This is a genomic window from Vibrio penaeicida (assembly GCF_002933855.1).
Lineage (GTDB): Bacteria > Pseudomonadota > Gammaproteobacteria > Enterobacterales > Vibrionaceae > Vibrio > Vibrio penaeicida_A.
Map to the genome: position 1 here is coordinate 22,602 of NZ_BFAQ01000009.1, position 23,947 is coordinate 46,548.

General features: G+C 44.9%; 22 protein-coding genes. 7 read left to right on the forward strand and 15 right to left on the reverse strand.

From position 1 onward, the window contains the following. Positions 1-4: 4 nt before the first annotated feature. The 10 genes from queE to VPNCDNU1_RS03010 all read right to left on the reverse strand — a co-directional run bounded on the left by queE (position 5) and on the right by VPNCDNU1_RS03010 (position 10,229). On the reverse strand, positions 5-655 hold the full coding sequence (gene queE / locus VPNCDNU1_RS02965; protein ID WP_104398984.1) for a 7-carboxy-7-deazaguanine synthase QueE: 651 nt from the start codon (positions 653-655) through the stop codon (positions 5-7). Positions 656-852: 197 nt separating this feature from the next. Continuing rightward, positions 853-2,196 carry a bifunctional NUDIX hydrolase/phosphatase PAP2 family protein gene (locus VPNCDNU1_RS02970; protein ID WP_145959432.1) on the reverse strand — a complete coding sequence of 448 codons (1,344 nt, stop codon included), beginning with the start codon at positions 2,194-2,196 and terminating at the stop codon, positions 853-855. Positions 2,197-2,337: 141 nt separating this feature from the next. Beyond that, complete coding sequence (locus VPNCDNU1_RS02975) at positions 2,338-2,823, reverse strand: GNAT family N-acetyltransferase (RefSeq protein ID WP_104398986.1); 486 nt, start codon at positions 2,821-2,823, stop codon at positions 2,338-2,340. A 170-nt stretch (positions 2,824-2,993) separates the two neighbouring features. After that, positions 2,994-4,877 carry a propionyl-CoA synthetase gene (locus VPNCDNU1_RS02980; protein ID WP_104398987.1) on the reverse strand — a complete coding sequence of 628 codons (1,884 nt, stop codon included), beginning with the start codon at positions 4,875-4,877 and terminating at the stop codon, positions 2,994-2,996. Between the two features lie 50 nt (positions 4,878-4,927). Then, positions 4,928-6,379 carry a bifunctional 2-methylcitrate dehydratase/aconitate hydratase gene (locus VPNCDNU1_RS02985; RefSeq protein ID WP_104398988.1) on the reverse strand — a complete coding sequence of 484 codons (1,452 nt, stop codon included), beginning with the start codon at positions 6,377-6,379 and terminating at the stop codon, positions 4,928-4,930. 17 nt (positions 6,380-6,396) lie between these two features. Beyond that, positions 6,397-7,527 (reverse strand): bifunctional 2-methylcitrate synthase/citrate synthase, encoded by a 1,131-nt coding sequence (gene prpC / locus VPNCDNU1_RS02990; protein ID WP_104398989.1) that lies wholly within the window; start codon positions 7,525-7,527, stop codon positions 6,397-6,399. A 92-nt stretch (positions 7,528-7,619) separates the two neighbouring features. Continuing rightward, positions 7,620-8,525 (reverse strand): methylisocitrate lyase, encoded by a 906-nt coding sequence (prpB, locus tag VPNCDNU1_RS02995; protein WP_104398990.1) that lies wholly within the window; start codon positions 8,523-8,525, stop codon positions 7,620-7,622. After that, positions 8,522-9,202 carry a GntR family transcriptional regulator gene (locus tag VPNCDNU1_RS03000; RefSeq protein WP_104398991.1) on the reverse strand — a complete coding sequence of 227 codons (681 nt, stop codon included), beginning with the start codon at positions 9,200-9,202 and terminating at the stop codon, positions 8,522-8,524. The genes prpB and VPNCDNU1_RS03000 overlap by 4 nt, the downstream gene beginning before the upstream one ends. A 217-nt stretch (positions 9,203-9,419) precedes the next feature. Further along, a complete protein-coding gene (locus tag VPNCDNU1_RS03005; RefSeq protein ID WP_104398992.1) occupies positions 9,420-9,689 on the reverse strand; it encodes a hypothetical protein in 270 nt (89 codons plus the stop codon). A 9-nt stretch (positions 9,690-9,698) separates the two neighbouring features. Next, positions 9,699-10,229, reverse strand: coding sequence for a hypothetical protein (locus VPNCDNU1_RS03010; protein WP_104398993.1), 531 nt, complete (start codon positions 10,227-10,229; stop codon positions 9,699-9,701). A 246-nt stretch (positions 10,230-10,475) separates the two neighbouring features. On the opposite strand from VPNCDNU1_RS03010, the gene VPNCDNU1_RS03015 reads away from it, so the two are divergent. The 3 genes from VPNCDNU1_RS03015 to VPNCDNU1_RS03025 all read left to right on the forward strand — a co-directional run bounded on the left by VPNCDNU1_RS03015 (position 10,476) and on the right by VPNCDNU1_RS03025 (position 13,709). After that, complete coding sequence (locus VPNCDNU1_RS03015; RefSeq protein WP_104398994.1) at positions 10,476-11,447, forward strand: tripartite tricarboxylate transporter substrate binding protein; 972 nt, start codon at positions 10,476-10,478, stop codon at positions 11,445-11,447. Positions 11,448-11,684: 237 nt separating this feature from the next. Continuing rightward, the gene (locus VPNCDNU1_RS03020) at positions 11,685-12,164 is read left to right on the forward strand and encodes a tripartite tricarboxylate transporter TctB family protein (RefSeq protein ID WP_104398995.1); all 480 of its coding nucleotides are present in this window, start codon (positions 11,685-11,687) and stop codon (positions 12,162-12,164) included. Between the two features lie 9 nt (positions 12,165-12,173). Continuing rightward, positions 12,174-13,709 (forward strand): tripartite tricarboxylate transporter permease, encoded by a 1,536-nt coding sequence (locus VPNCDNU1_RS03025; RefSeq protein WP_104398996.1) that lies wholly within the window; start codon positions 12,174-12,176, stop codon positions 13,707-13,709. 87 nt (positions 13,710-13,796) lie between these two features. Here VPNCDNU1_RS03025 and VPNCDNU1_RS03030 read toward each other — a convergent pair whose 3' ends face one another. The 5 genes from VPNCDNU1_RS03030 to VPNCDNU1_RS03050 all read right to left on the reverse strand — a co-directional run bounded on the left by VPNCDNU1_RS03030 (position 13,797) and on the right by VPNCDNU1_RS03050 (position 18,917). After that, the gene (locus VPNCDNU1_RS03030) at positions 13,797-14,741 is read right to left on the reverse strand and encodes a hypothetical protein (RefSeq protein ID WP_104398997.1); all 945 of its coding nucleotides are present in this window, start codon (positions 14,739-14,741) and stop codon (positions 13,797-13,799) included. Next, positions 14,741-15,244, reverse strand: coding sequence for a hypothetical protein (locus tag VPNCDNU1_RS03035; RefSeq protein ID WP_104398998.1), 504 nt, complete (start codon positions 15,242-15,244; stop codon positions 14,741-14,743). The genes VPNCDNU1_RS03030 and VPNCDNU1_RS03035 overlap by 1 nt, the downstream gene beginning before the upstream one ends. 362 nt (positions 15,245-15,606) lie before the next feature. Then, positions 15,607-16,569, reverse strand: a complete 963-nt coding sequence (locus tag VPNCDNU1_RS03040) for an ABC transporter substrate-binding protein (RefSeq protein ID WP_104398999.1) — start codon at positions 16,567-16,569, stop codon at positions 15,607-15,609. A gap of 105 nt (positions 16,570-16,674) precedes the next feature. After that, a complete protein-coding gene (locus tag VPNCDNU1_RS03045; protein ID WP_104399000.1) occupies positions 16,675-17,361 on the reverse strand; it encodes a response regulator in 687 nt (228 codons plus the stop codon). After that, on the reverse strand, positions 17,361-18,917 hold the full coding sequence (locus tag VPNCDNU1_RS03050) for an ATP-binding protein (RefSeq protein ID WP_174715124.1): 1,557 nt from the start codon (positions 18,915-18,917) through the stop codon (positions 17,361-17,363). The genes VPNCDNU1_RS03045 and VPNCDNU1_RS03050 overlap by 1 nt, the downstream gene beginning before the upstream one ends. 206 nt (positions 18,918-19,123) lie before the next feature. Here VPNCDNU1_RS03050 and VPNCDNU1_RS03055 point away from each other — a divergent pair, with 206 nt between their 5' ends. Genes VPNCDNU1_RS03055 through VPNCDNU1_RS03070 form a run of 4 tightly spaced genes read left to right on the forward strand, consistent with a single transcriptional unit; the run spans position 19,124 to position 23,858 of the window. Continuing rightward, on the forward strand, positions 19,124-20,524 hold the full coding sequence (locus VPNCDNU1_RS03055) for a TolC family protein (protein ID WP_104399082.1): 1,401 nt from the start codon (positions 19,124-19,126) through the stop codon (positions 20,522-20,524). Next, entirely contained in the window at positions 20,521-21,504 is a 984-nt protein-coding gene (locus tag VPNCDNU1_RS03060; protein ID WP_104399002.1) for an HlyD family secretion protein, read from the forward strand. Before VPNCDNU1_RS03055 ends, VPNCDNU1_RS03060 begins: the two co-directional genes overlap by 4 nt. Before the next feature lie 3 nt (positions 21,505-21,507). Continuing rightward, entirely contained in the window at positions 21,508-22,713 is a 1,206-nt protein-coding gene (locus VPNCDNU1_RS03065; RefSeq protein ID WP_104399003.1) for an ABC transporter permease, read from the forward strand. After that, on the forward strand, positions 22,710-23,858 hold the full coding sequence (locus VPNCDNU1_RS03070) for an ABC transporter permease (protein ID WP_104399004.1): 1,149 nt from the start codon (positions 22,710-22,712) through the stop codon (positions 23,856-23,858). Before VPNCDNU1_RS03065 ends, VPNCDNU1_RS03070 begins: the two co-directional genes overlap by 4 nt. Positions 23,859-23,947: the final 89 nt, after the last annotated feature.

Here is a 23,947-nt window from a genome sequence, read left to right on the forward strand (position 1 = left end):
GTCCTTAAGCAATGTTTAAATATTTATGAGTTTGAACAGAGAGACGCCAATTTCGTTCGATACAGGTATCGATACACAGTTTTGTTGCTCTTGGCTTTTGGCTGATCGGCTGAAGGGCTATCGTCGTTTTTTCAGACACGTTAGCGCTGGCGATCAGCTCATCTAGCTGGTCTATATCTTTTTGAGTTCCCACTGGGTGCTTTATCTCGTCGGCTCGTTCCAATGCGGACTTAAGAACAGGTAGCTTTCCTTTCATCGCAATTTTTGGAGAAACCGTTACCCAAGTTGAATCTGTCGCTTTTACTTCAAAGGTTCCGCTGGTTTCTATCTGACATTGACAACCAATTTTCTCGAAAGCTTCTGTTAAGTTCACCAAGTCGTACACGCACGGTTCACCGCCAGTTATCACGATGTTCTTAGCGCTAAACCCGTGTAATTCGTACTGCTCAACAATTTGCTGAGCAGAAACAAAACACCATGTAGGAGAATCTTCTGTTTTCACCATGATATCGCCAATAGGCGCCAAATCTTTTTCTTCGGCTTCCCATGTCTGTTTTGTATCACACCAAGCACACCCTACAGGGCATTCTTGCAAACGAACAAACACCGAAGGCACCCCTGTAAAAGTACCTTCACCTTGGATGGTTTCAAACATTTCGTTGATTTTGTACTGGCTACTCAAAACGTCAACACTTCTTAATCCGGAATTTTAATGGGGTTTACTGCCTAGCAAATACCGCCTAGCGAACAGCAAACTGCCGGATTATACGCACTTCTGTAAAACATACCAGCGTTTGTAAAGAACACAAAAAATAGGACCTCGTAAGATCCTATTTTAAAGCGGTGAGTAGTTTAATTTTTTTGGTCTTTGCCAACTCGAAGCTGGGTTATTGCAAATATCAGAACAAGGATTGGATACCTAAGCGCTTCCAAAGTCAGAGCAATGATGGAACTGTAATTCAAAATCCCCTGCACGACCCCAAACAACAAATTGGTGAACACTAACACGGCGACTACACTCACTAAATGTTTGACGCTGCGATGACGAGATTCCACTTTGGGTTTTAAGAAAGTAAAAACTGCGGCAATAGCAATCGAAGTGGCAAACCAATTCGCAAAGTCAGGTCGTGGCCACAATGTCGCCAAGCCTGCGATAAAAACAACGACTACCCACCAAACAGACGCACTGCTTAAAATTTGCCCCACATGAACTTCGTCTTTTTTATCTAGCCGATTAAAATGCCAAACAGCCATTGCCCCAAGTGCAATACCAACCAAAACGTCTGAGAAGTATTGCCCCCCAAGGTAAACACTAGACACACCATGGAACAGTACAATAGTGATAATCGACGGTAGGTAACGTCGTACTACTTCAATTGGGTATTCACGAGTAGCATGCAAATAAAATAGACCTAACACCGTAACCATGAGCGCACTCGTCATGCTCGGCATACCAAACCCAAACGTGTCGCCAAGCATCAATTCCGGCATAAAGGCGTGAGGACGAGCAAACCCTACTCCAACTTGTGCAACCAAAGCCAAAATCGCCACACTGACCACAGCGAAGAGCAATTCCGCACCAAAGTAACGCCCAAATACCATAAATGCCGTTGGTATTAACAAAATCAGCATCCAAGGACTTGCTAGCGTGTCTCCAACATAGAGAAAGGCATGGATATAGGGAACCAATGCTGGCGGAGCACTTAAAACGCCATCTTGAAGTGCTTTAATGTACTTAATTTCCGCTTGGTGAATCGGAGGCGCTGCTTCGACAATATCATCGATGTACGCCACTTTTTGTCTTGTCGCTTTTCCGGAGTAGTATTGCAAAGCTTCTATTTGAGACGGGTATCGGTACGTCGCCTTATTTACTTCGCCCACCTTCGCAAGCACCACTTGTTTGGTTTCAATACCATAATGAGGTGCAAACCACGCCGGAACGATGTGATGACCAGCTTCATCAGTATGATTGAATGCAACGATGGGAGAATCTGATACGCAATCGTATAAAGCCGCATTACCTAAAACGCCTAACTTTCCAAGAGCAGTAACGACCAAACCTGACTCTTCCCAAGCTTCTCGTTCTGCCGCTTTTGCAGGATCTTCCCCTTCTTCGACATGACCACCAGGGATTGAGATCTGCCCAGTGATGGCTTCTCGCACCATGACAATGCGTCCATCATGGCTTGCAATCAAACATAGTGCACCTTTGTATTTCTGAGACTCCGTGCTAGCTGATGCACTCGCAAATACGGAAAAATTGGTGAAGGAAATGAATACTAGAAAAATGAAACATGAAAACAGACGACAAAATGTCACGATGTGTAATCCCTAAAATTAAGAATCGATTAGAGGCTTTCGCATCCAATGGATATGATGCTCTAATCCCAAGTTGCTATAAAAGTTTAAGGCAGCTTCATTAAACTGCCACACTTCTACAAACATTTGTTTCACCCCACAGTCTTGAAAAGAACGCTCCAACCGCAAGAAGAGAAATCTCGCAATACCTTGTTTACGAAACTCTGGCTCAACATACATTTCGTCAATGCTACCCATTTGCACAGGTTTCATAATAGAAGATTGTAATTCGCAGAAGTGACCTGAAATAAAGCCAACTACGCCGTGTTTTGGATGCACAGCGACATAAACAAAACACTCAGGGTTATCGAGATAGCGAGCAATGCTTTTTTCTTGCTCAACGTCTTCGGCCGTTTTAAACAATTCTGGGGTGACTTTGTGATGAAAATCGTGAAGTTCATACATAAAATCATTGAGTACTTCCAAATCGGATGTTTGGCCAGCACGAATTTTAATGAGGCTCATAAGTCTATGGGAATAAAAGCTTATGCGCTAAGTATATACTCAAACCACTTCAATGTGCAGGGTTCAAAGCCCTATCTGCTGCTTCTATTTAAAGAGAAGAATAACCAAAAGCCAGCTTTATCAGTTGTGACAAAAAGCGCACCCAATGGGTGCGCTCAAATCGCAACCGTTTATTTGGGTCGATTAAGTACGTCTTCCAATTCATTTAAGCTGGTGGGATCGTCGATTGTCGATGGCACGGTGTACTGCTCTCCGTCGGCAATTTGGCGAATGACTCGTCGAAGGATTTTTCCTGATCTCGTTTTTGGCAAACGGTCTACGACCAAAGCATGCTTGAAACACGCAACAGCGCCAATCTCCTCCCTTACTTTGCCAACCAGTTCTTCTTCAATGTTGTTGTCGGTTATCGACACCCCGTCTTTTAGAACCACAAAACCAAGTGGCGTTTGACCTTTAAGATCATCGTGTATCCCCACGACAGCGCATTCAGCAACAGCTGGGTGGCCACCTACAATCTCTTCCATCTCCCCCGTAGACAAACGATGCCCTGCGACATTTATCACATCGTCCACGCGCCCCATAATGAACAAGTAACCGTCTTCGTCCAAATACCCGCCATCCCCCGAAACGTAGTACTCGGGAAACTGAGACAAATAACCCGACTCAAATCGGTCGTGATTATGCCATATCGTAGGCAAACAACTTGGCGGAAGTGGACGCTTTATCGCGACATAGCCTTGCTGCCCAGATGCTTTAGAATGACCAAACTCATCAAGAATGGCGACTTGAAAGCCTGGCATCGGCTTTGTGGCGCTGCCGTGTTTAACAGGTAACATTTGAATCCCTAATGGGTTTCCTGCAATTGCCCAGCCCGTTTCCGTTTGCCACCAGTGATCAATCACAGGTTTGCGAGTACAGGTTTCCACCCATTCTTGAGTAGGTGGATCCAACCTTTCCCCTGCCATAAAAATACTGTCTAGATTCGATAGGTCATATTTCTCTAACTGTTTGCCTTCTGCGTCTTCCTTTTTAATCGCTCGGAATGCCGTGGGGGCAGAAAAGAGTACATTCACATTGTATTCTTCGCAGACTCTCCAAAATGCGCCGGGATCGGGCGTTTTTATAGGCTTACCTTCAAAAAGTACGGTTGTGCAGCCATGAATTAACGGAGCGTAAACAATGTAAGAATGCCCCACCACCCACCCCACATCTGATGCCGCCCAAAACACACCATTTTGTGGAAGGTTATATAAACAAGACATGGAATATTTCATCGCAACCGCGTGCCCACCGTTGTCACGCACAACACCTTTGGGTTTTCCAGTTGTCCCCGATGTATAAAGAATATAAAGCGGGTCTGTCGATTTTACAGGTACGCAGTCGGCGATAGGTGCTGAGCTTTGCGCGGATTGCCATTCAATATCACGCGGTTGGTTCAACGTAGCAACACACTCAGGGCGCTGAAAAACAATCACAGAAGAAGGTTTCCAACGGCTGTCCATAACGGCTTGGTCGACGAAGGGTTTATATGGCAGTATTTTGTTTACTTCGATACCGCAGGACGCGGTCATCACCACTTTCGGCTCCGCATCTTCAATCCGTACTGCAAGCTCGTTTGGAGCAAAACCACCAAATACCACAGAGTGAATCGCCCCGATTCTGGCGCAAGCTAACATCGCCATAACGGCTTGGGGGATCATGGGCATGTAGATAACGACTCGATCACCCTTACCGACCCCTTGCACCACAAGCATACCCGCAATTTTAGCCACTTCTTTTTGCAGCTGAGCATAAGTGTAACTGCGCTTTACTCCAGTAACCGGTGAATCATAGATCAACGCGGTTTTGTCACCATTACCTTGCTCAATGTGGTAGTCCAGCGCAAGCCAACAAGTATTCAAAACTCCGTCGGCGAACCATCGGTCTATGCCATTTTCGTCTTTGCTTAAAATCGTTTGAGGGAACTGAAACCAATCTAGGTTTTGGGCTTGTTTTTTCCAAAACGCTTCGGGTTCATTGCAAGAAAACTGATACTCTTTTTCGTAGGTAGACATCCGTTCTTCCTCCGATATAAAAACGGAGCCGATCACGGCTCCATTTTCAGTTAATTGATAGTAAACAAACTCATGAACTCGTGAACAGGCGTGCGTTCAAGTGCTTGTTGGTCTTTACATAAATCAAAGATTTGCTGAGAACGCATCACAGGGAAACGGGTTTGTAGATTTCGAAGGAATTTTTGCTCCAGTACTGGAATACCTTCTTCACGGCGGCGGCGATGACCAATCGGGTATTCAATTTCGATCTTCTCAGTCGACGAGCCATCATCAAAAAAGACTTGGATCGCATTGGCAATTGAGCGCTTGTCGGATTCCAAATACTCTCGGCTATACCGTGAGTCTTCGATGACCATCATTTTCTCTCTCAGTGCATCGATGCGCGGATCGCCATTGTGGAAGCAATCTTCATAATGCTCTGCAACCAAATCTCCGTAAATTAATGGAACGGCAATCATGTACTGTAGGCAATGATCCCTATCCGCAGGATTCGCCAACTTACCGGATTTGGAAATAATACGAATCGCAGATTCATGGGTGGTCACTTCAATTCTGGTGATCTGGTCGATTCTATCTTTAACTTCGTTGTGAAGCGCCACAGCGCATTCCACAGCGGTTTGAGAATGGAACTCTGCTGGGAAAGATATCTTAAATAAGACATTTTCCATCACGTAGCTTTCAAATGGCTGATTCACTCTAAATTGTTCACCATTGAAAAGTACATCGTAGTATCCCCACTTAGGAGCCGTTAACACAGACGGCAAGCCCATTTCACCTTTCATCGTGATCATCGCAAGCCGAACCGCACGTGAGGTCGCATCTCCAGCCGCCCACGATTTTCGTGAACCTGCATTAGGGGCATGGCGATACGTTCTTAGCGCGCAGCCATCGACCCACGCTTGAGAAACCGCATTTATAATTTGCTCTTTGTTACCTCCAAGCATTTTGGTTACCACTGCAGTGGAAGCAACGCGAACCAATAGAACATGATCCAACCCAACTCGGTTGTAAGAATTTTCAAGCGCTAACACACCTTGAATCTCATGGGCTTTGATCATGGCAGTCAGAACGTCTTTCATCGTAAGAGGCGCTTTCCCCTCTGCTACAGCAACTTGGCTTAGGTAATCGGCGGTAGCCAAGATCCCACCTAGATTATCTGACGGGTGCCCCCACTCTGCTGCCAACCATGTGTCATTAAAATCCAACCAACGAATCACACAACCAATATTAAAAGCAGCAGTGATTGGATCTAACTCATGGCTAGTACCCGGAACTCGCGCACCATGCCTGACGGTTGTTCCCGGGACGATTGGTCCAAGATGTTTCGTACACTCTGGGAATCTAAGCGCCAGTAACCCACAACCTAGCGTATCCATTAAACAATTTCGGGCTGTATTGTACGCTTCTTCCGACTGAATATTGGTATTGCTGACGTATTCCGCTATTTGAACAAGCAGGTCGTCAGGTGCTGGGCGTTCATTTACTTCTACATTTTTTGTCATTTCTTGTTCCTTAAATTCTACAGACGTTTGTCGATTGGCAGCCAGTCTTGGTGTTCGGGACCTGTGTAATCGGCACTGGGCCGAATGATTCGATTGTTTTCTCGTTGCTCGAAAACATGCGCACACCAGCCAGTCAATCGACTCATCACAAAAATAGGCGTAAATAATTTGGTGGGAATGTTCATGAAGTGGTACGCCGAAGCATGGAAGAAATCCGCGTTACAGAACAAGTCTTTCTCGCGCTTCATGACAGATTCGACTCGTTCGCTCACCGCGTATAAATGGGTATCGCCAACGGATTCCGATAAAGTCTTTGACCATGCTTTTATCAGAGCATTTCGTGGGTCGCTTTCACGATAGATTGCATGACCAAAACCCATGATCTTCTCTTTACGCTCTAACATGCCGAGCGTTTCGCGTTCCGCTTCCTCTACTGATGTCCAATTCTCAATCATCGCCATCGCCGCTTCATTTGCACCGCCATGCAATGGACCACGCAATGTTCCTATTGCGCCAGTAACACAGGAATGGATATCAGAAAGTGTGGAGGCACATACGCGAGCGGTGAATGTAGAGGCATTAAATTCATGTTCCGCGTATAAAATCAGAGAACAGTGCATCACCTTTTTATGGAGTTCAGATACGGGTTCGTCCGATAACATTTTTAGGAAGTAACCGCCAATGCTGTCTTCACCCTCATCATCCGTATCAATTCGAACGCCATCGTGCGAGAAGCGATACCAATAGCAAATAATCGCAGGAAGCAAAGCCAGCATTCGTTCTGTAGCAGTAAGTTGATCCTCAAAGGATTCTTCTGTTTCCAAGTTCCCAAGAACTGAGCAACCGGTTCTCATTACATCCATTGGGTGCGCCGTTGAAGGTAGCAACTCCAGTGCATGTTTTAAAGGTTCCGGCAACCCTCTTAAACGCTTTAAGGTTAACTTGTATTCATCTAACTCTCGTTGGTTTGGCAGTTTTCCCCGTAGCAGCAAATAAGCGACTTCTTCAAACTCAGCATGATTCGCTAAATCCGTTATGTCGTATCCACGGTAGGTCAGCCCCGTTCCGCTTTTTCCTACGGTACATAATGCAGTTGAACCTGCGCTTTGCCCACGCAGCCCTGCACCACCAAGTGGTTTATCTGTCATGACAGACTCCTTGTCATTATGCTTTTGCCTGTTCGTTATTTTTATGAGTTGAACAGTGCGTCAGCAGCTTCACGTTATTGGATTGTGCACGACTATGTTTTGTCGGCGAACAACTCGTCGAGTTTGTCCTCATAGTCGTGATAATTTAGGTGTTGATATAACTCTTTTCGGGTTTGCATTTGGCCAATCAATGCTTCTTGATTGCCTTCATTTAATAGATGGGAATAGACCATTTCTGCGGCTTTATTCATGGCGCGGAAGGCGCTGAGAGGGTAAAGCACCATATCCACAGAATACTCTGCAAGTTCTTCCCCCTTATAAAGCGGGGTTTGTCCAAATTCAGTTATATTGGCCAATATTGGTACCTTGTAGCCGAAATGCTGCGTTAATGCATCAGATAGCATTTGGTATTGATTCAATTCGACAAAAGCTTCCGGGAACAACATGTCAGCACCCGACTCAACGTACGCAATACAACGCTCTATGGCACTCTCCATGCCTTCTACAGCCAGTGCGTCTGTCCTCGCCATCAATACAAAATCACCGTCGCTTTTTGCATCCACCGCCGCTTTGATTCGGTCGGTCATTTCTTGTGTGGATACAATGGCTTTATTCGGCCGGTGACCACATCGTTTTTGAGCGACTTGGTCTTCCATATGCACCGCAGCTGCGCCGGCTTTCTCTATCGATTTAACGGTACGAGCTATATTAAATGCGCCGCCAAAACCGGTATCGATATCCACCAACAAAGGCAAATCGCAAGTGTTAGTGACTCGCTCCACATCCACCAGCACATCGTTGAGTGTGGTGATACCAAGATCGGGTAATCCATAAGAAGCATTGGCAATACCACCGCCAGACAAATAAATCGCCTGATGCCCTGTATTTTTTGCCATCATGGCGCAGTAGGCGTTTATTGTGCCGACGATTTGCAGCGGATCATTAATCTCCACCGCTAACCGAAACTTTTTCCCTTGCGTGGCTTTGAGTGCCGTCATTTTTCACTCTCCTGTTGAATCTGTTGTTCAATAAGTTGGCGGCTACATGCGATGTGTCTTCTCATCAACATTTCCGCTAATTCTTCGTCTCTTGATCTAATGGCTCTTAAAATGAACTTGTGTTCTTCCAGCGCTTGCTCTGGTCGCGAGTGAGAACGCGGAGATTGATAACGATACATTCGGAGTAAGTGGTAAAGTTCGCCACACAATAGATTGATGAGTTTTGTATTTCGGCTGGCTTTAATAATGCGGTAGTGAAAGTCGAAATCACCGTGCTGATGAAAGTAAGACGAACCTTCAACTTGGAGGATATGCTCGGAATGTGTCGACAATAGCGATTCAAGCCCTTCCAGTTCTTCATCCGTGATGAATCTCGCTGCGAGTCTTGCTGCCATTCCTTCAAGTGCTTCTCGCACGGCATACAGTTCAGATAGGTGAGTTAACGATATTTCAATAACGCGAGCACCAACGTGGGGGATTCGTTCAATCAGCCCTAGCCCTTCTAGGCGCATTATCGCTTCTCTTAACGGACCTCGGCTTACATTAAATCGTTTTGCTAACTCTGGTTCAGAGATTTTGCTTCCGGGAATGATGTGCCCTTCCACAATCGCTTCTACCAAGCTGCTAGTGAGGTTTTCAGATTTTGTTGCTTCTTTCTCAGGTGTGACTACAGACATCGGCTCGCTCTATATTGTCAACAATATTTAAAATACGATCATAATTTAGCCACCAAAATCTAAATAATCAATATAATTGTCGACAATTTAGACTAATGTCGTAAAAGAAATCGACAAGAAAGACACCAATCAGTAGCTATTTCACTGTAATGAAAATGAAAAAGCCGCATTCGTTTTAATGAATGCGGCTTCAAAAATTGTTAATGCGCTAGGTGAATTAATTGTTGTTTGGGATTTCCATAACACCACTGTGCCCGATGGATAAAACTCCGTTAATTTGTAAAGACGCGAGAGACAAACCAATTATCGCGATTACACACAAAACAATAAGTGACCATTTATGACCATATCCAGTTAGGAAAGACATAATGACAAACACAATTACAAATGGCGCTATTTGTAATATGTACGGTTGGGCATTTAGCTTGATAAACCAAACTCCTGCTAATACGGTCAACCAAGAAAATACGTATAGTGAAATAAACATTCCAATCCTCTACTTTTCTTCTACACGGCAAAGTGAATTAGGAGTTACAATACCGCCACCCCACATTTTCCCTTTTATTTGTGAAGCTGGATAGGAACTTCCATCCCAGGGGTCGCAAACTACGGCATCAGCCCCCCAACTTTTTGGATCGTTACTACTACCAGTAACTTTGCGACCAATTACCACGAATGCGTGATCAGCATTTACACGAATCATGTAATCCGTAGGTCTAAATCCTCGATCAACCAACCAACAAAATGCTATTGCTGCTTGCTCACCACAATTTCCACACCCATTAATTTCTGCCCTTTTCGCAACAGCTCTCAACCATGAGAGATTACTTCCTCCTTCGTCTTTAGCGCTTCTAATTCTAGAAAGACATTCTGAAGGGCTTTCGAGACCTTTGGCAAAAGCAAAAATACTATTCAATGGTTTATTTGACGCACCAATGGTCATCTTTTGCTTTACAAATTCAACTGCTCTTTTAGCTGCTACTAAGTTCTTTTGCTTTTTCGACAACTCAGTCCCTGTGTCTGACACAATATAATCCTTATTTAACAGAAAGTTGCTAAATATTACTTATCTAAATCCGCATATGCAACATGATCAACCCGAACCATGTGAACAATATGAACTTAATTCACTTTTTGTTTTTTATTCTTTTTAAGTCCTCTATCTGGGCTTTCACACCTCAGCACACTAACTTAACAACCAGCACCAAATGGCAACATATACATAACAAATGAGCTCATCTATGAATAAGCTCAATGACATAAGGAACGTGACATGATAAAGGTACTGAAACCCACATTAGCGGCTGCGGTAATTGCTGCTAGCTTTTCTTTCAGCGCATTTGCCGCTGACATGGAAAAGATTCACTTTTTGATCCCCGGCGGCGCTGGTGGCGGTTGGGATATGACCGCTCGTGGTACTGGTGATGCGTTAGTTAAATCTGACATTGTCGACAAAGTTTCATTCCAAAACCTTTCTGGTGGCGGTGGTGGTAAAGCGATCGCACACCTTATCGAAACAGCAAAACGCCAAGAAGACACATTAATGGTGAATTCAACGCCTATCGTTGTCCGCTCCCTAACGGGTATTTTCCCTCAATCTTTCCGTGATTTAACGCCAGTTGCGGCGACCATTGCTGATTACGGCGCGATCGTTACATCAGTCGATTCTAAGTACAACACATGGCAAGAAGTGGTTGAGGATTTCAAAGATAACCCACGCAAAGTAAAAATTGCAGGTGGATCAGCTCGTGGCAGCATGGACCACTTAGTTGTCGCAGCCGCGTTCAAAGGTGAAGGTTTCGATGCTAAAGCAGTACGTTACATCGCTTACGATGCAGGTGGTAAAGCAATGGCAGCCTTACTTTCTGGTGAAACGCCGCTTCTTTCTACCGGCCTTGGTGAAGTGCTAGAGATGTCTCGGAGTGGTCAAGTAAAAATACTGGCCGTCACTGCGCCTAAGCGCCTACCAGCGGCACCAGAAATTCCGACTCTGGTTGAAACTGGAAATGATACCGTATTCGCAAACTGGCGTGGCTTCTTCGCTGCACCAGGTACTCCACAAGCAAAAATTGATGAATTCAACGATGCCCTGTCTAAAATGTACGCTACAAAAGAGTGGGCAACGGTTCGAAATCGCAACGGTTGGATTGACAACTACAAGCCAGACCAAGATTTCTACAAGTTTCTTGAAGAACAGGAAGAAACGATGGGTTCGCTAATGCGTGAGCTTGGCTTCCTTAAGTAAGAAATTGACCAACCCAGTGTCGTGAGGCAGATGAACCTAATAAGTTGTTCTGTTTAATCTGCTTAACTCACTTGGATTGGTCAGCCCCTTTTGCCGTGTACGCTGTAAAACGCCAAACTCCTTTGTTTATTTAGTTATCCCTCAGTGATGTTGCCTTAATCTGCACCATCACAACTAAATTGATTAACTGAGCGTACACGGCTTTTTTCCTTCCATTTAGAACAAAGGAATGAAGATATGTCTGTTAAGCCCACCAACTTATTTTGTCGTGACCGCGTGGGTGCGATGATATTTCTAGTCGTCTGCTTATGTTACGGCTATCAAACCACGCAAATCCCCCTATTCCCAGGGGATGAATACGAACCTTTTACCGCACGTACTCTCCCTACATTACTTACCGTCGTCGGCGTTATTCTTTCTTTAATGCTGCTTGTAACTGCTCGCCCTGATGAAGAAAACGGTTCGCTGCTGGGTTTCGACTGGAAATTGCTCATTGGCTTTTTGATATTAATGGCAATGTACGGAGTTGGGCTCACTTACGTTGGCTTTGTATTAGCGACGGGGTTTTTCTTAATGATCGGGTTCTACATGCTTGGAGAGCGCAAAAAATCTATCTTATTTGGCGCTTCTTTCCCGTTTGTTATCGCTTTCTATTTACTACTGACTCAGGGTTTAGATATCTATCTAGAACCCGGTGTTTTGTTCTCTATCTGGTAGGAGATTGACATGTTAGATGGAATATTAGCGGGTCTTTCTACCGCCGTAATGCCGATGAACATCATGATGGTGATCGTCGGTTGTTTTGTAGGAACCTTTATTGGCATGTTGCCGGGATTAGGTCCCATTTCTGCAATCGCATTGATGATCCCCATCAGTTATGGTTTAGACCCAGCTTCTGGCCTTATTCTTATGGCCGGTGTTTATTATGGTGCCGTTTTCGGTGGCTCCACATCCTCTATTTTAATTAACGCACCGGGCTGTTCTTCAACGGTTGTTACCGCATTTGATGGCTACCCAATGGCACAAAAAGGCCAAGCAGGTAAAGCACTGGCTTTGGCGGCTTACTCATCATTTACTGGTGGTACGCTTTCAGCGATCATGCTTTTGGTAGCCGCTCCTGCTCTGGCAAGCGTTTCTTTGAGCTTTCAGTCTTCAGACTACTTCGCTTTAATGCTTCTTGGACTATCTGCGGTTGCAGCGTTTGCAGGGAAAGGCCAAGTATTGAAAGCTTGGATGATGACGATTCTGGGCTTAATGCTATCTACGGTTGGTATCGATAAAGGTGTTGGTGTAGAACGCTTTACGTTTGGTTTGACGGATCTAATGGACGGCTTTAGTTTCCTACTGCTTGCTATGGCGACCTTCGCCCTAGGTGAAACCTTAATGGGGATTTTGAAACCGCAACAAGATGCCCGAGGCGATGAAAGCAACAAGCTCAATAATTTAGGTAGCATGAAGGTAACAAAAGAAGAAGTAAAAGAGGTCGCCCCTGTTTCTCTGCGTTCTTCTGTTCTTGGTTTCTTTACTGGCGTACTTCCGGGTGCAGGCGCAACAATCGCAGCATTCCTAAGTTACGGTATGGAACGTAACTTGGCACCTAAAGAAAAGCGTGAAGAATTTGGTAAAGGCAGCATCCGAGGTTTGGTTGCGCCTGAATCGGCGAATAATGCAGCATCTAGCGGCTCGTTTGTTCCCCTTCTTACTCTGGGTATTCCAGGCTCAGGAACCACCGCCATCATGCTTGGTGCCCTGATTGCTTACGGTATACAGCCAGGTCCACGCCTGTTTGTGGATCATCCAGACGTATTCTGGTCGGTTATCATTTCCATGTACTTTGGTAACATTGTATTGGTTATCTTAAATCTACCGCTGATCCCATACATCTCGAAGCTACTAATGGTGCCTCGCACCGTACTTCTTCCAATGATTTTGTTCTTCTCAATCACTGGGGTGTACTTGGTATCGTTCAATACGATGGATGTGTTCATCATGTTGCTTGTCGCCATGGCAGCGATTGCGCTTAGGTTGGCTAACTTCCCCCTCGCCCCATTATTACTCGGATTTATTCTGGGCGGGCTGATGGAAGAAAACCTTCGTCGAGCCTTAATGATCAGCGACGGTGAACTGAGCTTTTTGTGGGAACGCCCTATAACAGGAGTATTCGGTGCGCTGGCCGTGGCTGTCCTTCTAAGCCCTATTATTGCTAAGCTTTTTGGGTATTTGAAGCAACGAAATGCAGCAAACCCTACTCACCAAGATTAGTTCTAGATATCGAAAATAGATTGAATTGAATACAACCCAAAAGGCTTCTGGAAAACCAGAAGCCTTTTTATTTTTGAAGGAGTTAGGTTATTTAATTTTTCCGAAATCGACCTTCAAGTAACGAGTAAAATCGCTATGACGAACTTCACTACCTAAAGAAGGAAACTCTGATCTTGTCCACCAGAAAGCTTCCATACCCATGTCGTAATCGAGAGCATTAGAGTGGAAACGAACGGTAACGGGCTTGTTGAAGTTTTTGTCGATCTCCCAGAAAACATATCCCGGTATCGCCGTATCTCCACCCCATGCTGGTGGGAATGGCTCATCGGTGCGATAAATACGCCAATCGGCACCCGCGTAAAACCAGTTGTACCAATTTTTCTTCCATAATGTGTACAGCTGCCATTTGTTACCGGCGTTGCCGCCACTACGAGTGATACCAGAATGCCCGTAAGACACAGATTGTTGTGGCGGCGTAATGGAGATACTAGGGGCACCAGCAGAGCCTGAAACAGAGAACGACGGTCCAATAGGAACTGAGACACTGGTAGCTGCCGACACGGCTTCAGGTCCTGAACGTCTTAAGAAGAAAGCGTTATCTGGGTTGTAACTTAATTCACACGCTCGCCCAGATTCTGGAACTAAACAGATTTCAAAATTCAGTTTATCAAGTAAGCGATAAGCCTTGGATTGAATACCGCCCGTTTGTTCGTGGTAAGGTTTTTGATTGTTGTTCCGGGTTAAACCTTGCCCTGCCCACTGGGTGGCTAAATACTTGTGACCAGAAGCATCGCGATACGCGACCACTTCGACTTTAGTATTGATGGTTCGGCGCCCATTAACAGAGTAGATAATTTCTTCGCTATTCAAACAAGTACCGTCTTCTACCTGCCAACGTGTTTTCAGCACTGAACACAAATTAGACGGTGTAAAAAACTCAGCATGTACTGGCGCAGAAGTAAACGTAGATGCCCCGACCATCCCAAGCATTGAAACAGTGATTAAAGAACGAAGATTGATTGTCTTTGTCATTATTTATCTCCTCTGCTTGATTGATCTTTAAAAAACGCGTTTAACTGCTCTTGGATGATGTTATTAGACGTATTTGCAAAGCTTAAACTGTTAGAGGACTCTTCATTTCTAAGTGTCATGCGTTTTGCAAAGTTGCCATCGATTGGGAAAAGTACAACGACATCACCTTCCGATCCGATTCCTGTTAACTCTAAAGACAATTCTTCAACGTTGTTTTGTATAACAATGGGAAGATTTTTCTCTTTTGCCATTTTAATCAAAGGGCTAGATACCGCGTCGCTTGAGTCGACATGGTTACCATTGATCATAAGCAAGACGTTATCTGCATTAAAATCGATGGATGAAAGGCTCTCAACTACTGTGTATTCACTGCTTAACAAATTCAGGAGACTTGCGTCATTCGAATTAACGTCGCCAATAGACAAACTAGTGTTTGCAGCAGACGCAAATCCACTCATAATGGCCAGGCAGGCACCTAGATATTTCACGTTTATATTTTTCATTATTTTTCCTTGTAGGGTTGGAAACTGATAACCCATACAACGTTATTTATAGGGTCATCATTAGCCCCTTTGTAACCTTAAGAAAGAATACTAAACAAGCAAAACACCTTGTATTTTATAAAATATTGGAATTGTATTATCAGATTTGATAATTGGAAATTTTAGTCATTGACACATGAACACTTTAGCCAGTAAAAATAAGCAGTTATGCCATGTAACACGTGTGTGATGTTGGTTCTAAAAACAATGAGACTGGAAGCGTTATAAACCGTAAGCGGAAAAAACCTCGTAACGATCAACGAGGTTCCGTAGTTCGAATACTGGTTAACGCTTGAAGGCTAAATTGGTTCAATAGGAGCTCATCAATCACGCATTTCAGCCTTTTTTTCAATATCGCTAGGCACACTTAACTGCCAGCGCTTTAACTCTTTTTTGCTGAATATGAATGCGCCTTTTTTTGGTGTCATGATCGTTGGCATTTCTCCAGAGGCAACAAATTGATTAATGAGCTTGGCAACTTCTATTCCTTGCTCTAGAGCACTGATACTCAATCCACCTATCGCCTTCCCTTGCCCTACAGAGTATGACCAAAAAGCGAAGACAGGTAAGGGTGAGTTTTTACTTGTCCAAGAACTGACTTCATCTAATGAATAGTGCTTTTCAGATTCATCTTTGAGTGCAGCATAGTTGGCAATGATAATGGCATCGTAACCTTGTTGTTTAGCCTCTAAAATATTACTTTCCCAGCTTTCGTAATTCGGCACCAAGCTAGTATGTACCGCTATACCATTGATAACTTGCGAAAGTTTGTTGTTAAATGATGTTTCGAGAATAGCATGCGATGTCGCTGCCCCGTCCATCAACACGCGAATATTGGCGACATCGGGTAACACTTTACTGATCATATAGACGGAACGCTTCATCAGCGGTCGCTCTAACACGCCTGAAATATTTGGAGTGATTGGCACATAATTTCGAGGGTTGGCATTAATTCCTAAAAAGAAAGTAGGAATGTTGTTTTCAATCAAACGCGGGCCTAGGTATTTCAATGCATTGTCGTCAGAAACAACCACGATGTCTGGGTCGTGCTGTTGAATAAACTCCCAGGCTTTATCTGCTATCGCTGGAAACTGGTTAACAGGCTTACGCTTGGTATCCATTTGGAAGTTGTGAATATTCATATCCTCAATTTCGCTGTGAAACCCTTCTCGATACTCCCCTACCCATGGGTATTCAAAATGATAGCTATGAATAAAAACAAGCTCTTTGGCAATGCTACCACTTGCAAATAGCGTGACCGTCAGCAGCAAAAAGATTTTTCTCATAAAAAAGCCCTAACACATTGTCTTATCCAAGTTTAGACAATTTGTTAGGACCTGCTAATTTTCGTTTAAAGCTCGAATCAGATTAGAGCTCACATCAGATTAGAACTAACGATAGATTCTGCGATAGGTGCGTTCAGGTCGACCCACTGAGCCATAATGGACATCCGCCTCAATCTCACCAGAACTGATAAGGTACTCAAGGTAGCGCCTCGCCGTTGTTCGGCTTGCACCAATTTTAATACCGGCTTCGTCGGCGGTGAACTGTGCATCTCCCCCAAATAGCTGGCGGATCTTATCCAACGTTACGCCATCAATACCTTTGGGTAAGCGATTTGTTGAAGGCTCTTGCGACGTTGATGCTTGCAACATTTTATCCACCAGTTTCTGATCCAGATCCGATACGGTTTCCAGCTCTTGTTTCTGCGCTTGATATTTCTTTAACGCTGCTTCAAGTCTTGAAAAAATGACAGGCTTCAACAAGTAATCCACAACCCCACCACGCATAGCTTCTTGCAGCGTATCAACATCACGAGCCGCTGTTACCAATATCACATCGCAGTGCTGTTTTTGCTGCCGCACTTGGCTGAGAATTTCAAGGCCATTTCCGTCAGGTAGGTAGACATCAAGTATCACAAGATCCGGTTGAAGCAGATCCAACTGCATTTCCGCTTCCGATTGGGAGGTGGCTATCGCGACCACATCAAACCCGCCAATCTGATTCAGATACCTGTGATGTACCTCAGCGATACCTTCATCGTCCTCGATGATCATCACTTTTGTACTTGTCACCATTATTTCTTTTCCTTTGGTATATACACCGTTGCTCTTACTCCTTGAGTCGGTCCGTTTCCAATATCCAGCTGACCGCCATATTGCTTCACCAAATTGTCAACAAGGTATAGCCCAACACCCCGATTGTTTTTCGCCTTACTTGAAACACCTTTGTCTACAAGTTTGGCTACATCAATGTCACTTGGCAAACCGCAACCGCTGTCTTCTACTTCTAAAATAATTTCTGTACCGTAATCGCTGATCGAAACAAAAATGTGGTTATTGGGCATTTTCCCGCGATCTACGATCATTGCGTCGAACGCGTTATCAATTAAATTCCCCAAAATTGTCACGAGGTCTTCGGCATTTACGTTAATTGGTAACGGTTCTAATCGTGTACCGTTATCGATCTCCAAAACTAACCCAATCTCACGTGCACGTTCAGTTTTTCCTAGCAATAAACCGGCGACTAATGGGTCTTTCACTGTCTCTCGTATAAAGCCGATCAGCGCTTGATAGTGCGCCGTCTCTTGCCCTATCAGCTTCTGCACTTCTTCCGATTCACCCAGTTGCACCAAGCCGCTTATCGTATTGAGCTTGTTCCGGTGTTCATGGGTTTGAGAACGAAGCATGTCGGCGTATTCGCGCGTCTGCGAAAGCTGTTTTGTCAGTTCGGTTATTTCATCACGACGACGAAAGCTCGACACCGCCCCAACCACTTCTCCTTTTACGATAATTGGATTGCGGTTGGCGACTATTCGCTGATCATTCAAATAAAGATCAATATCATGCTGAGGCTCTTTAGTGGAAAGAATACCAATCAAGTCACTGTCTGGCAGAACCTCTTTCATTGGCATGTTCATAACACTGCCACGCTTAATTTTAAGAATGTCACATGCACTGCGATTGATTGATCGAATCAGCCCTTTGTTGTCTATGCTGATAACCCCCTCTTTTATCGTGCTCATCGTGACGTCTAGCTCTACATACAACCGAGCGATTTCTTCTGGCTCGAAGCCCAAAATTACTTTCTGAAATCGTCTTGACGCGTAATTAGACAAAACGGCATTGGCAATCACCACCAGCAGCGCCATAGCGATGAGAAAGGCAAGGTATGGCTCAATTCTGTCTTGCAAGCTATCCAATAAGTAACCTACTGAAACAACGCCGATGATATTGCCATCGCGATCAAATATAGGGGTTTTACCGCGAACCGACTTGCCCAACGAGCCTTCAGCATAGGAAACGTAAGACTGCCCTAACTCTAGCGCCTTTACGTTATCTCCCCCTTTCATTGGTTGGCCAACTCGTTCACTCACAGGGTGAATCAATCGAATGCCTTCTTTATTGCCAATTACAATGAAAGTTGCCCCTATTAAATCCGTCAGTTCTTTAAATTCTTGGGGCAACAGCCCTACGTCTTCAGTCGTCACCATATCGACAACCGATTGGGACTGGGCCAAAAACTGTGCGATTCCGAGTGCCTTGTAACCCATTTCTTCTTGCTGGGAATGTTTAATGTAAGCAAATCCGGCTGCCGTCAAAATCAGCAGCTCGATCAAGCCAGACAATGTCATAATTATCAATAGCCTGCGGCGAAAACTCAGATTCTTCCAACTTAACAATGTCATTCCCCTTTATTCTGAGCTCGGAACATAACAAAAAAGAAACATTTCTTCCGTTAGGCGTCGCAAAAAATTGACTCCTTTATCAAAAAGACTCGGTTGCACAGTCATTTTTTAGAGTATAAACTCTATTTTCAATTTTTAGCGGTCAGTTAATGATGAAAAAAAGACCTTTCTCCGTGCTTTTAGGGATGCTGATTTCTCTGCCTTTTTCTGCACAATCTCAGCCGGTTAGCTTCGACCAAGCGTGGCAAATCGTGCAGCAACAAAGCGACGCCTTATCTGCTTCTCGAGCCAATCTTCAGCGTTACCAACACCTTCAAGCATCGAAAGGCAGTTTAAACTTACCCAAAGTCACCCTTTCTGCTAACTACACTCGCTTAGACGACGATGTAACATTATCGGCTGGGCAAGTCGCAGAGAGCTCTAATGTCGACCTATCGGGCTTGGGTCATATGCTGCCCCCAAGTGTTATTCAAAGCCTAGCAGGTGCGAGTTCCACTATTACCGAGAAAGACATTTTTTCGTCGTCTATCCGCGCCATTTGGCCGATATTTACAGGCGGAAGAATTACAGCGGCTCAAGAAATAGCGAAAGGTCAAACTGAAGAAGCGCGAAGCCAACTTGAAATGGAAAGGCAGGCAAAATTTGAGGACCTGACCAAGTTTTATTTCAGCGTCGTCCTTGCCAAGAAAGTGGTTGAAACAAGACACGCCGTTGAAGATGGATTAGAAAAACACCGCAACTTCGCTTTGAAAATGGAAAAACAAGGACAAATCGCTAAGGTAGAACGATTGCAAGCCGAAGCCTCGTTAGACAAAGCCAAAGTCGATCGAAAAAAAGCAGAGCGTGATTTGGACATCGCTAAAACCGCGTTAGCCAAAATGCTAAATGTAAAAGACGTTCAGTTGCAAAGCGCTTTATTCATTAACGATAGCCTACCCCCGATGTCGGCATTTGTTGATCAAACCTTAAATACTTACCCAGGTTTACAATTGCTCGACGCCAAGGAGCAACAAGCCAGCAATTTGGTGAAAGCGGAAGACGGGAAATACTTCCCGAATGTTTACCTATATGGCGATTACACCGTGTATGAACACGACAGCTTGGCAAGCCAAATGAAGCCAGACTGGCTCGTGGGCGTCGGAGTCAGTATTCCACTTATCGACTCTTCTGGTCGCTCTGACCGCTCTCAGGCTGCTCATAGCGCCGTGCAACAAGTTCAACATTTAAAGGCACAAGCGCAAAAAGACTTACAAGTGTTAGTGGAGAAAACCTATTTGGAAGCCGAGCAAGCCAAGGAAGAAGTTAATGGGCTCACCTCTAGCTTAAATCTGGCAATAGAAAATCTTAAGCTTCGCCAACGTGCTTTTTCGCAAGGCTTGTCTAACTCGTTAGAAGTCGTCGATGCTCAACTTTATTTAGCCAGTATTAAAACACAGCAACATGCCGCACGTTTCAACTACCTTATCGCACTGAATAAACTGCTCGCACTGAGCAATGAAATGACTACTTTCCATCAATACGAACATAGAGCCAATCTGGAGACTCAATCATGAAATCAAACCTATTAAAACCTGTTTTCGCTGGCGTCATCGCCTTAGGTTTAGGTGGATGGCTGATTCACAGTTTCAACGCGGCCTATGAAGAACAGCCTCTGCGCCTTCAAGGGCAAATCGAAGCGCAGCAATACAATATTTCATCCAAAGTCGCTGGTCGTATCGACAAAGTATTGGTTCGAAAAGGCGATGAGATTCAAAATGGTGATCTTATCTTCACCATCTACAGCCCAGAGCTAGACGCCAAGTTAGAACAAGCGGTGGCGAGTAAAGAAGCGGCCGGTGCACTGGCTCAAGAAGCTGAAAAAGGCGCACGTGATCAGCAAATTCAAGCATCCAAAGATCAGTGGAAAAAAGCCAAAGCCGCATCAGACTTGATGGAAAAAACCTATAACCGTATTAACAACCTATACAAAGATGGTGTTGTCGCGGAACAAAAGCGTGACGAGGCGTTAACTCAGTGGCAAGCCGCTAAATACACGGAAAGTGCCGCATACCAAATGTATGAAATGGCAAACGAAGGCGCGCGCGATGAAACCAAACGTGCCGCTGCTGAGAAAGCCAGAATGGCCGCTGGCGCCGTTGCTGAAGTCGAAGCCTTTGCCGCCGATACCAAAATCCGAAGCTGGTTTAAAGGTGAGGTATCACAAGTTCTACTAAGCCCTGGTGAATTAGCACCTCAAGGGTTCCCTGTTGTAACCGTATTGGATATGGAAGATGCTTGGGCTGTGTTCAATGTTCGTGAAGATTTACTGAGTAAGTTTTCTAAAGGCAGCGAGTTTTCGGCGTGGGTTCCAGGGATCGAACAGCACGTTACCTTCAAAGTTTCTCACGTATCCGTAATGGGTGATTTCGCAACGTGGCGCTCTACCGATTCTTCTCAGGGTTTTGATATGAGAACCTTTGAAGTTGAAGCGCGCCCTACCAAGCCAACAGAAGGGCTTCGTATGGGCATGAGTGTTGTTATAGAGAGTTTATAATCCATGATTCAATCTTCATCGGATTCAGGGCAACGCTTCTCAGAGCAACGCTTCTTTTCTGAGCAACGCTTGGGCTCTGGACAATGCCTAATAGTTAAAGCAGACAAATGGCTTTTGTCTGCTTTAACGTGGATTCCTATTCTTGTTGCGGTGATCATTTGGGGTGTGTTCAATCAAGGGCTCGCTAGAGATATGGCGATTGGTATTGTCGATCACGACCACACTCAGTTTTCACGCGAGCTTGTGCGTCATTACGATGCCTCCCCAAGCCTTGATGTACAAAGCCATTACACCGATACACTGTCGGCTAAAGAGGCACTTCAGTCTGGTGAGATCTATGCCTACATAGTGATACCATCAAACAGCTTCAAGCATGTTTTGCAGGGCAGGCCACCGCAAATTTCGGCATTTACGAACACGCAATACATACTTATCGGTCGATTAATCAATTCCGCATTGTTGCAAGCTCAAGGGACGTTTAATGCAAAACTTGAAGCTGGAAAAGTGCTGTTAGGAGGCGATACAACGCCTGTGCAAGCTCTAGGGCAAGCGGTACCAGTGCGAAGCCAAATCACGCCTCTGTTTAACAGTAATACCAACTATTCGCAGTTTCTTCTTGGCGCTGTGGTACCTGCCTTATGGCAAATTGCCATTGTGGTTGGCACTGTCATGGCATTAGCCGCGAACTTGCGTTTGAGAGGCAAAGAGCAGTGGTTCAAGGACGCACCTATCTTAAACGTGTTTCGAACACTTGCGCCTTACTCTTTGGTGTTTGTCATCCAAGGCTTTTTGATGCTTTTCTGGTTTTACATTGGACTGGGCTGGCCATTTCATGGCGACATCGCCATTTTATTGCTTGCACAGGTATTGATGGTTATTGCCTGTATGGTTATGGGAAGCGTATTCTTCTTTTTGAGTCTGGATGCCACGCGAGCCATGAGTTTCGCTGGCGCATTCACCGCCCCCAGCTTCGCCTTTATGGGGATCACTTTTCCCGTTACAGAAATGAATGGTATTGCACAAGCGTGGCGCTCTATGTTGCCTGTTAGCCACTACATTGAAGCGCAAGTTTATCAGTCTAACTACGGGGCAACTTGGGCAGACACGTTGAACACACTTATACCAATGGCGGGCTACATTGTGCCTTTCATATTGATGTTATTGCTAATTCGTAAGAACTGTGTTTCGGCTAAGGCGGTAACCTCATGAGCACTCAATGGTTATTTCCTCAGTCTCTTTGGCAAGAATTACGCGCTATTGTGAAGCATCCAGCGATTGTTTTAACGGTGTTTGGTGGCACTCTGTTTTACTCTTTCCTATATCCACTCCCCTATGCTAACCAAGTGGCTCAGGAACAAACCGTCGCGGTGGTTAACTTAGACAAAAGCCAAACCAGTTATCAGCTCGAACGCATGGTTGATGCAACACCCCAAGTCGCCATTACCCATCGAGTACACGCCATAGAAGACGCGAAATCGTTGTTTTTGTCGCATCAAGTAAGCGGTATTTTGGTGATCCCAGAGAACTTTTATCGGGATCTCATGCTAGGCAAAAGCCCCGTGCTGTCTTACGCTGGCGACGCATCATACTTTTTGGTTTATGGTGCGGTTGTTGAAGGTCTGGCACAAGCATCTGGCTCTTTGGCTGCGAACGCAAAAGTGGTAAAACTGCTTGCCGATGGCATGCCACTAGCGAAAGCCAGTGAACTGTATTCACCAGTGCACTTAAACATTAAACCCACGTTTAATCCCGAAATGGGTTACGTCGACTATGTCGTTCCCGCTGTCTTTGTACTGATACTTCATCAAACATTGATCATGGGGGCAGGTCTTCTGACTGCGCACCAGAAGAACACAAATACCCCATCAGCGTACTGGCATAAAATGTCGTCATTAAGCCTCGTAAGCCATCGCCTTTTTGTGTTCGGCGTTTTATATCTTGCTCTCAGTTTGTATTACTTCGGATTCAGTTTCGATTTCTACGAGATCAATAAGCTAGCCAGCATATCCAACTTGTTCGTTTTGCTTGTCCCTTTCTTAATAAGCACTGGCGCAGTTGGTATTGTATTGGGCAGCCTATTGCCGAGAACGGAGCTGGTTACGTTAATTGTGCTGGTGAGTTCAATGCCACTGATTTTCACTGCTGGGTTTATATGGCCGGTTGAAAGCCTGCCACAACCTCTGATTTGGATAGCAAATGCACTGCCGAGTACCCCAGCTATTCAAGGCTTCTTAAAACTGAATCAAATGGGCGCACAGCTCTGGCAGATTAAAGACGTGGTCACACAGCTTTGGGGGCTTGCGTTTATCTGGTTTGGTATCGCTTGGATTCGGATGCGTAATTCGGATGAGTAATTCGGATGAGTAAAGTCTAGCCGGATAAAAATGCCTATAAAAAACAAACCCCGCCAACAGCATTGACGGGGTTTGTTCTCGAATTAGTT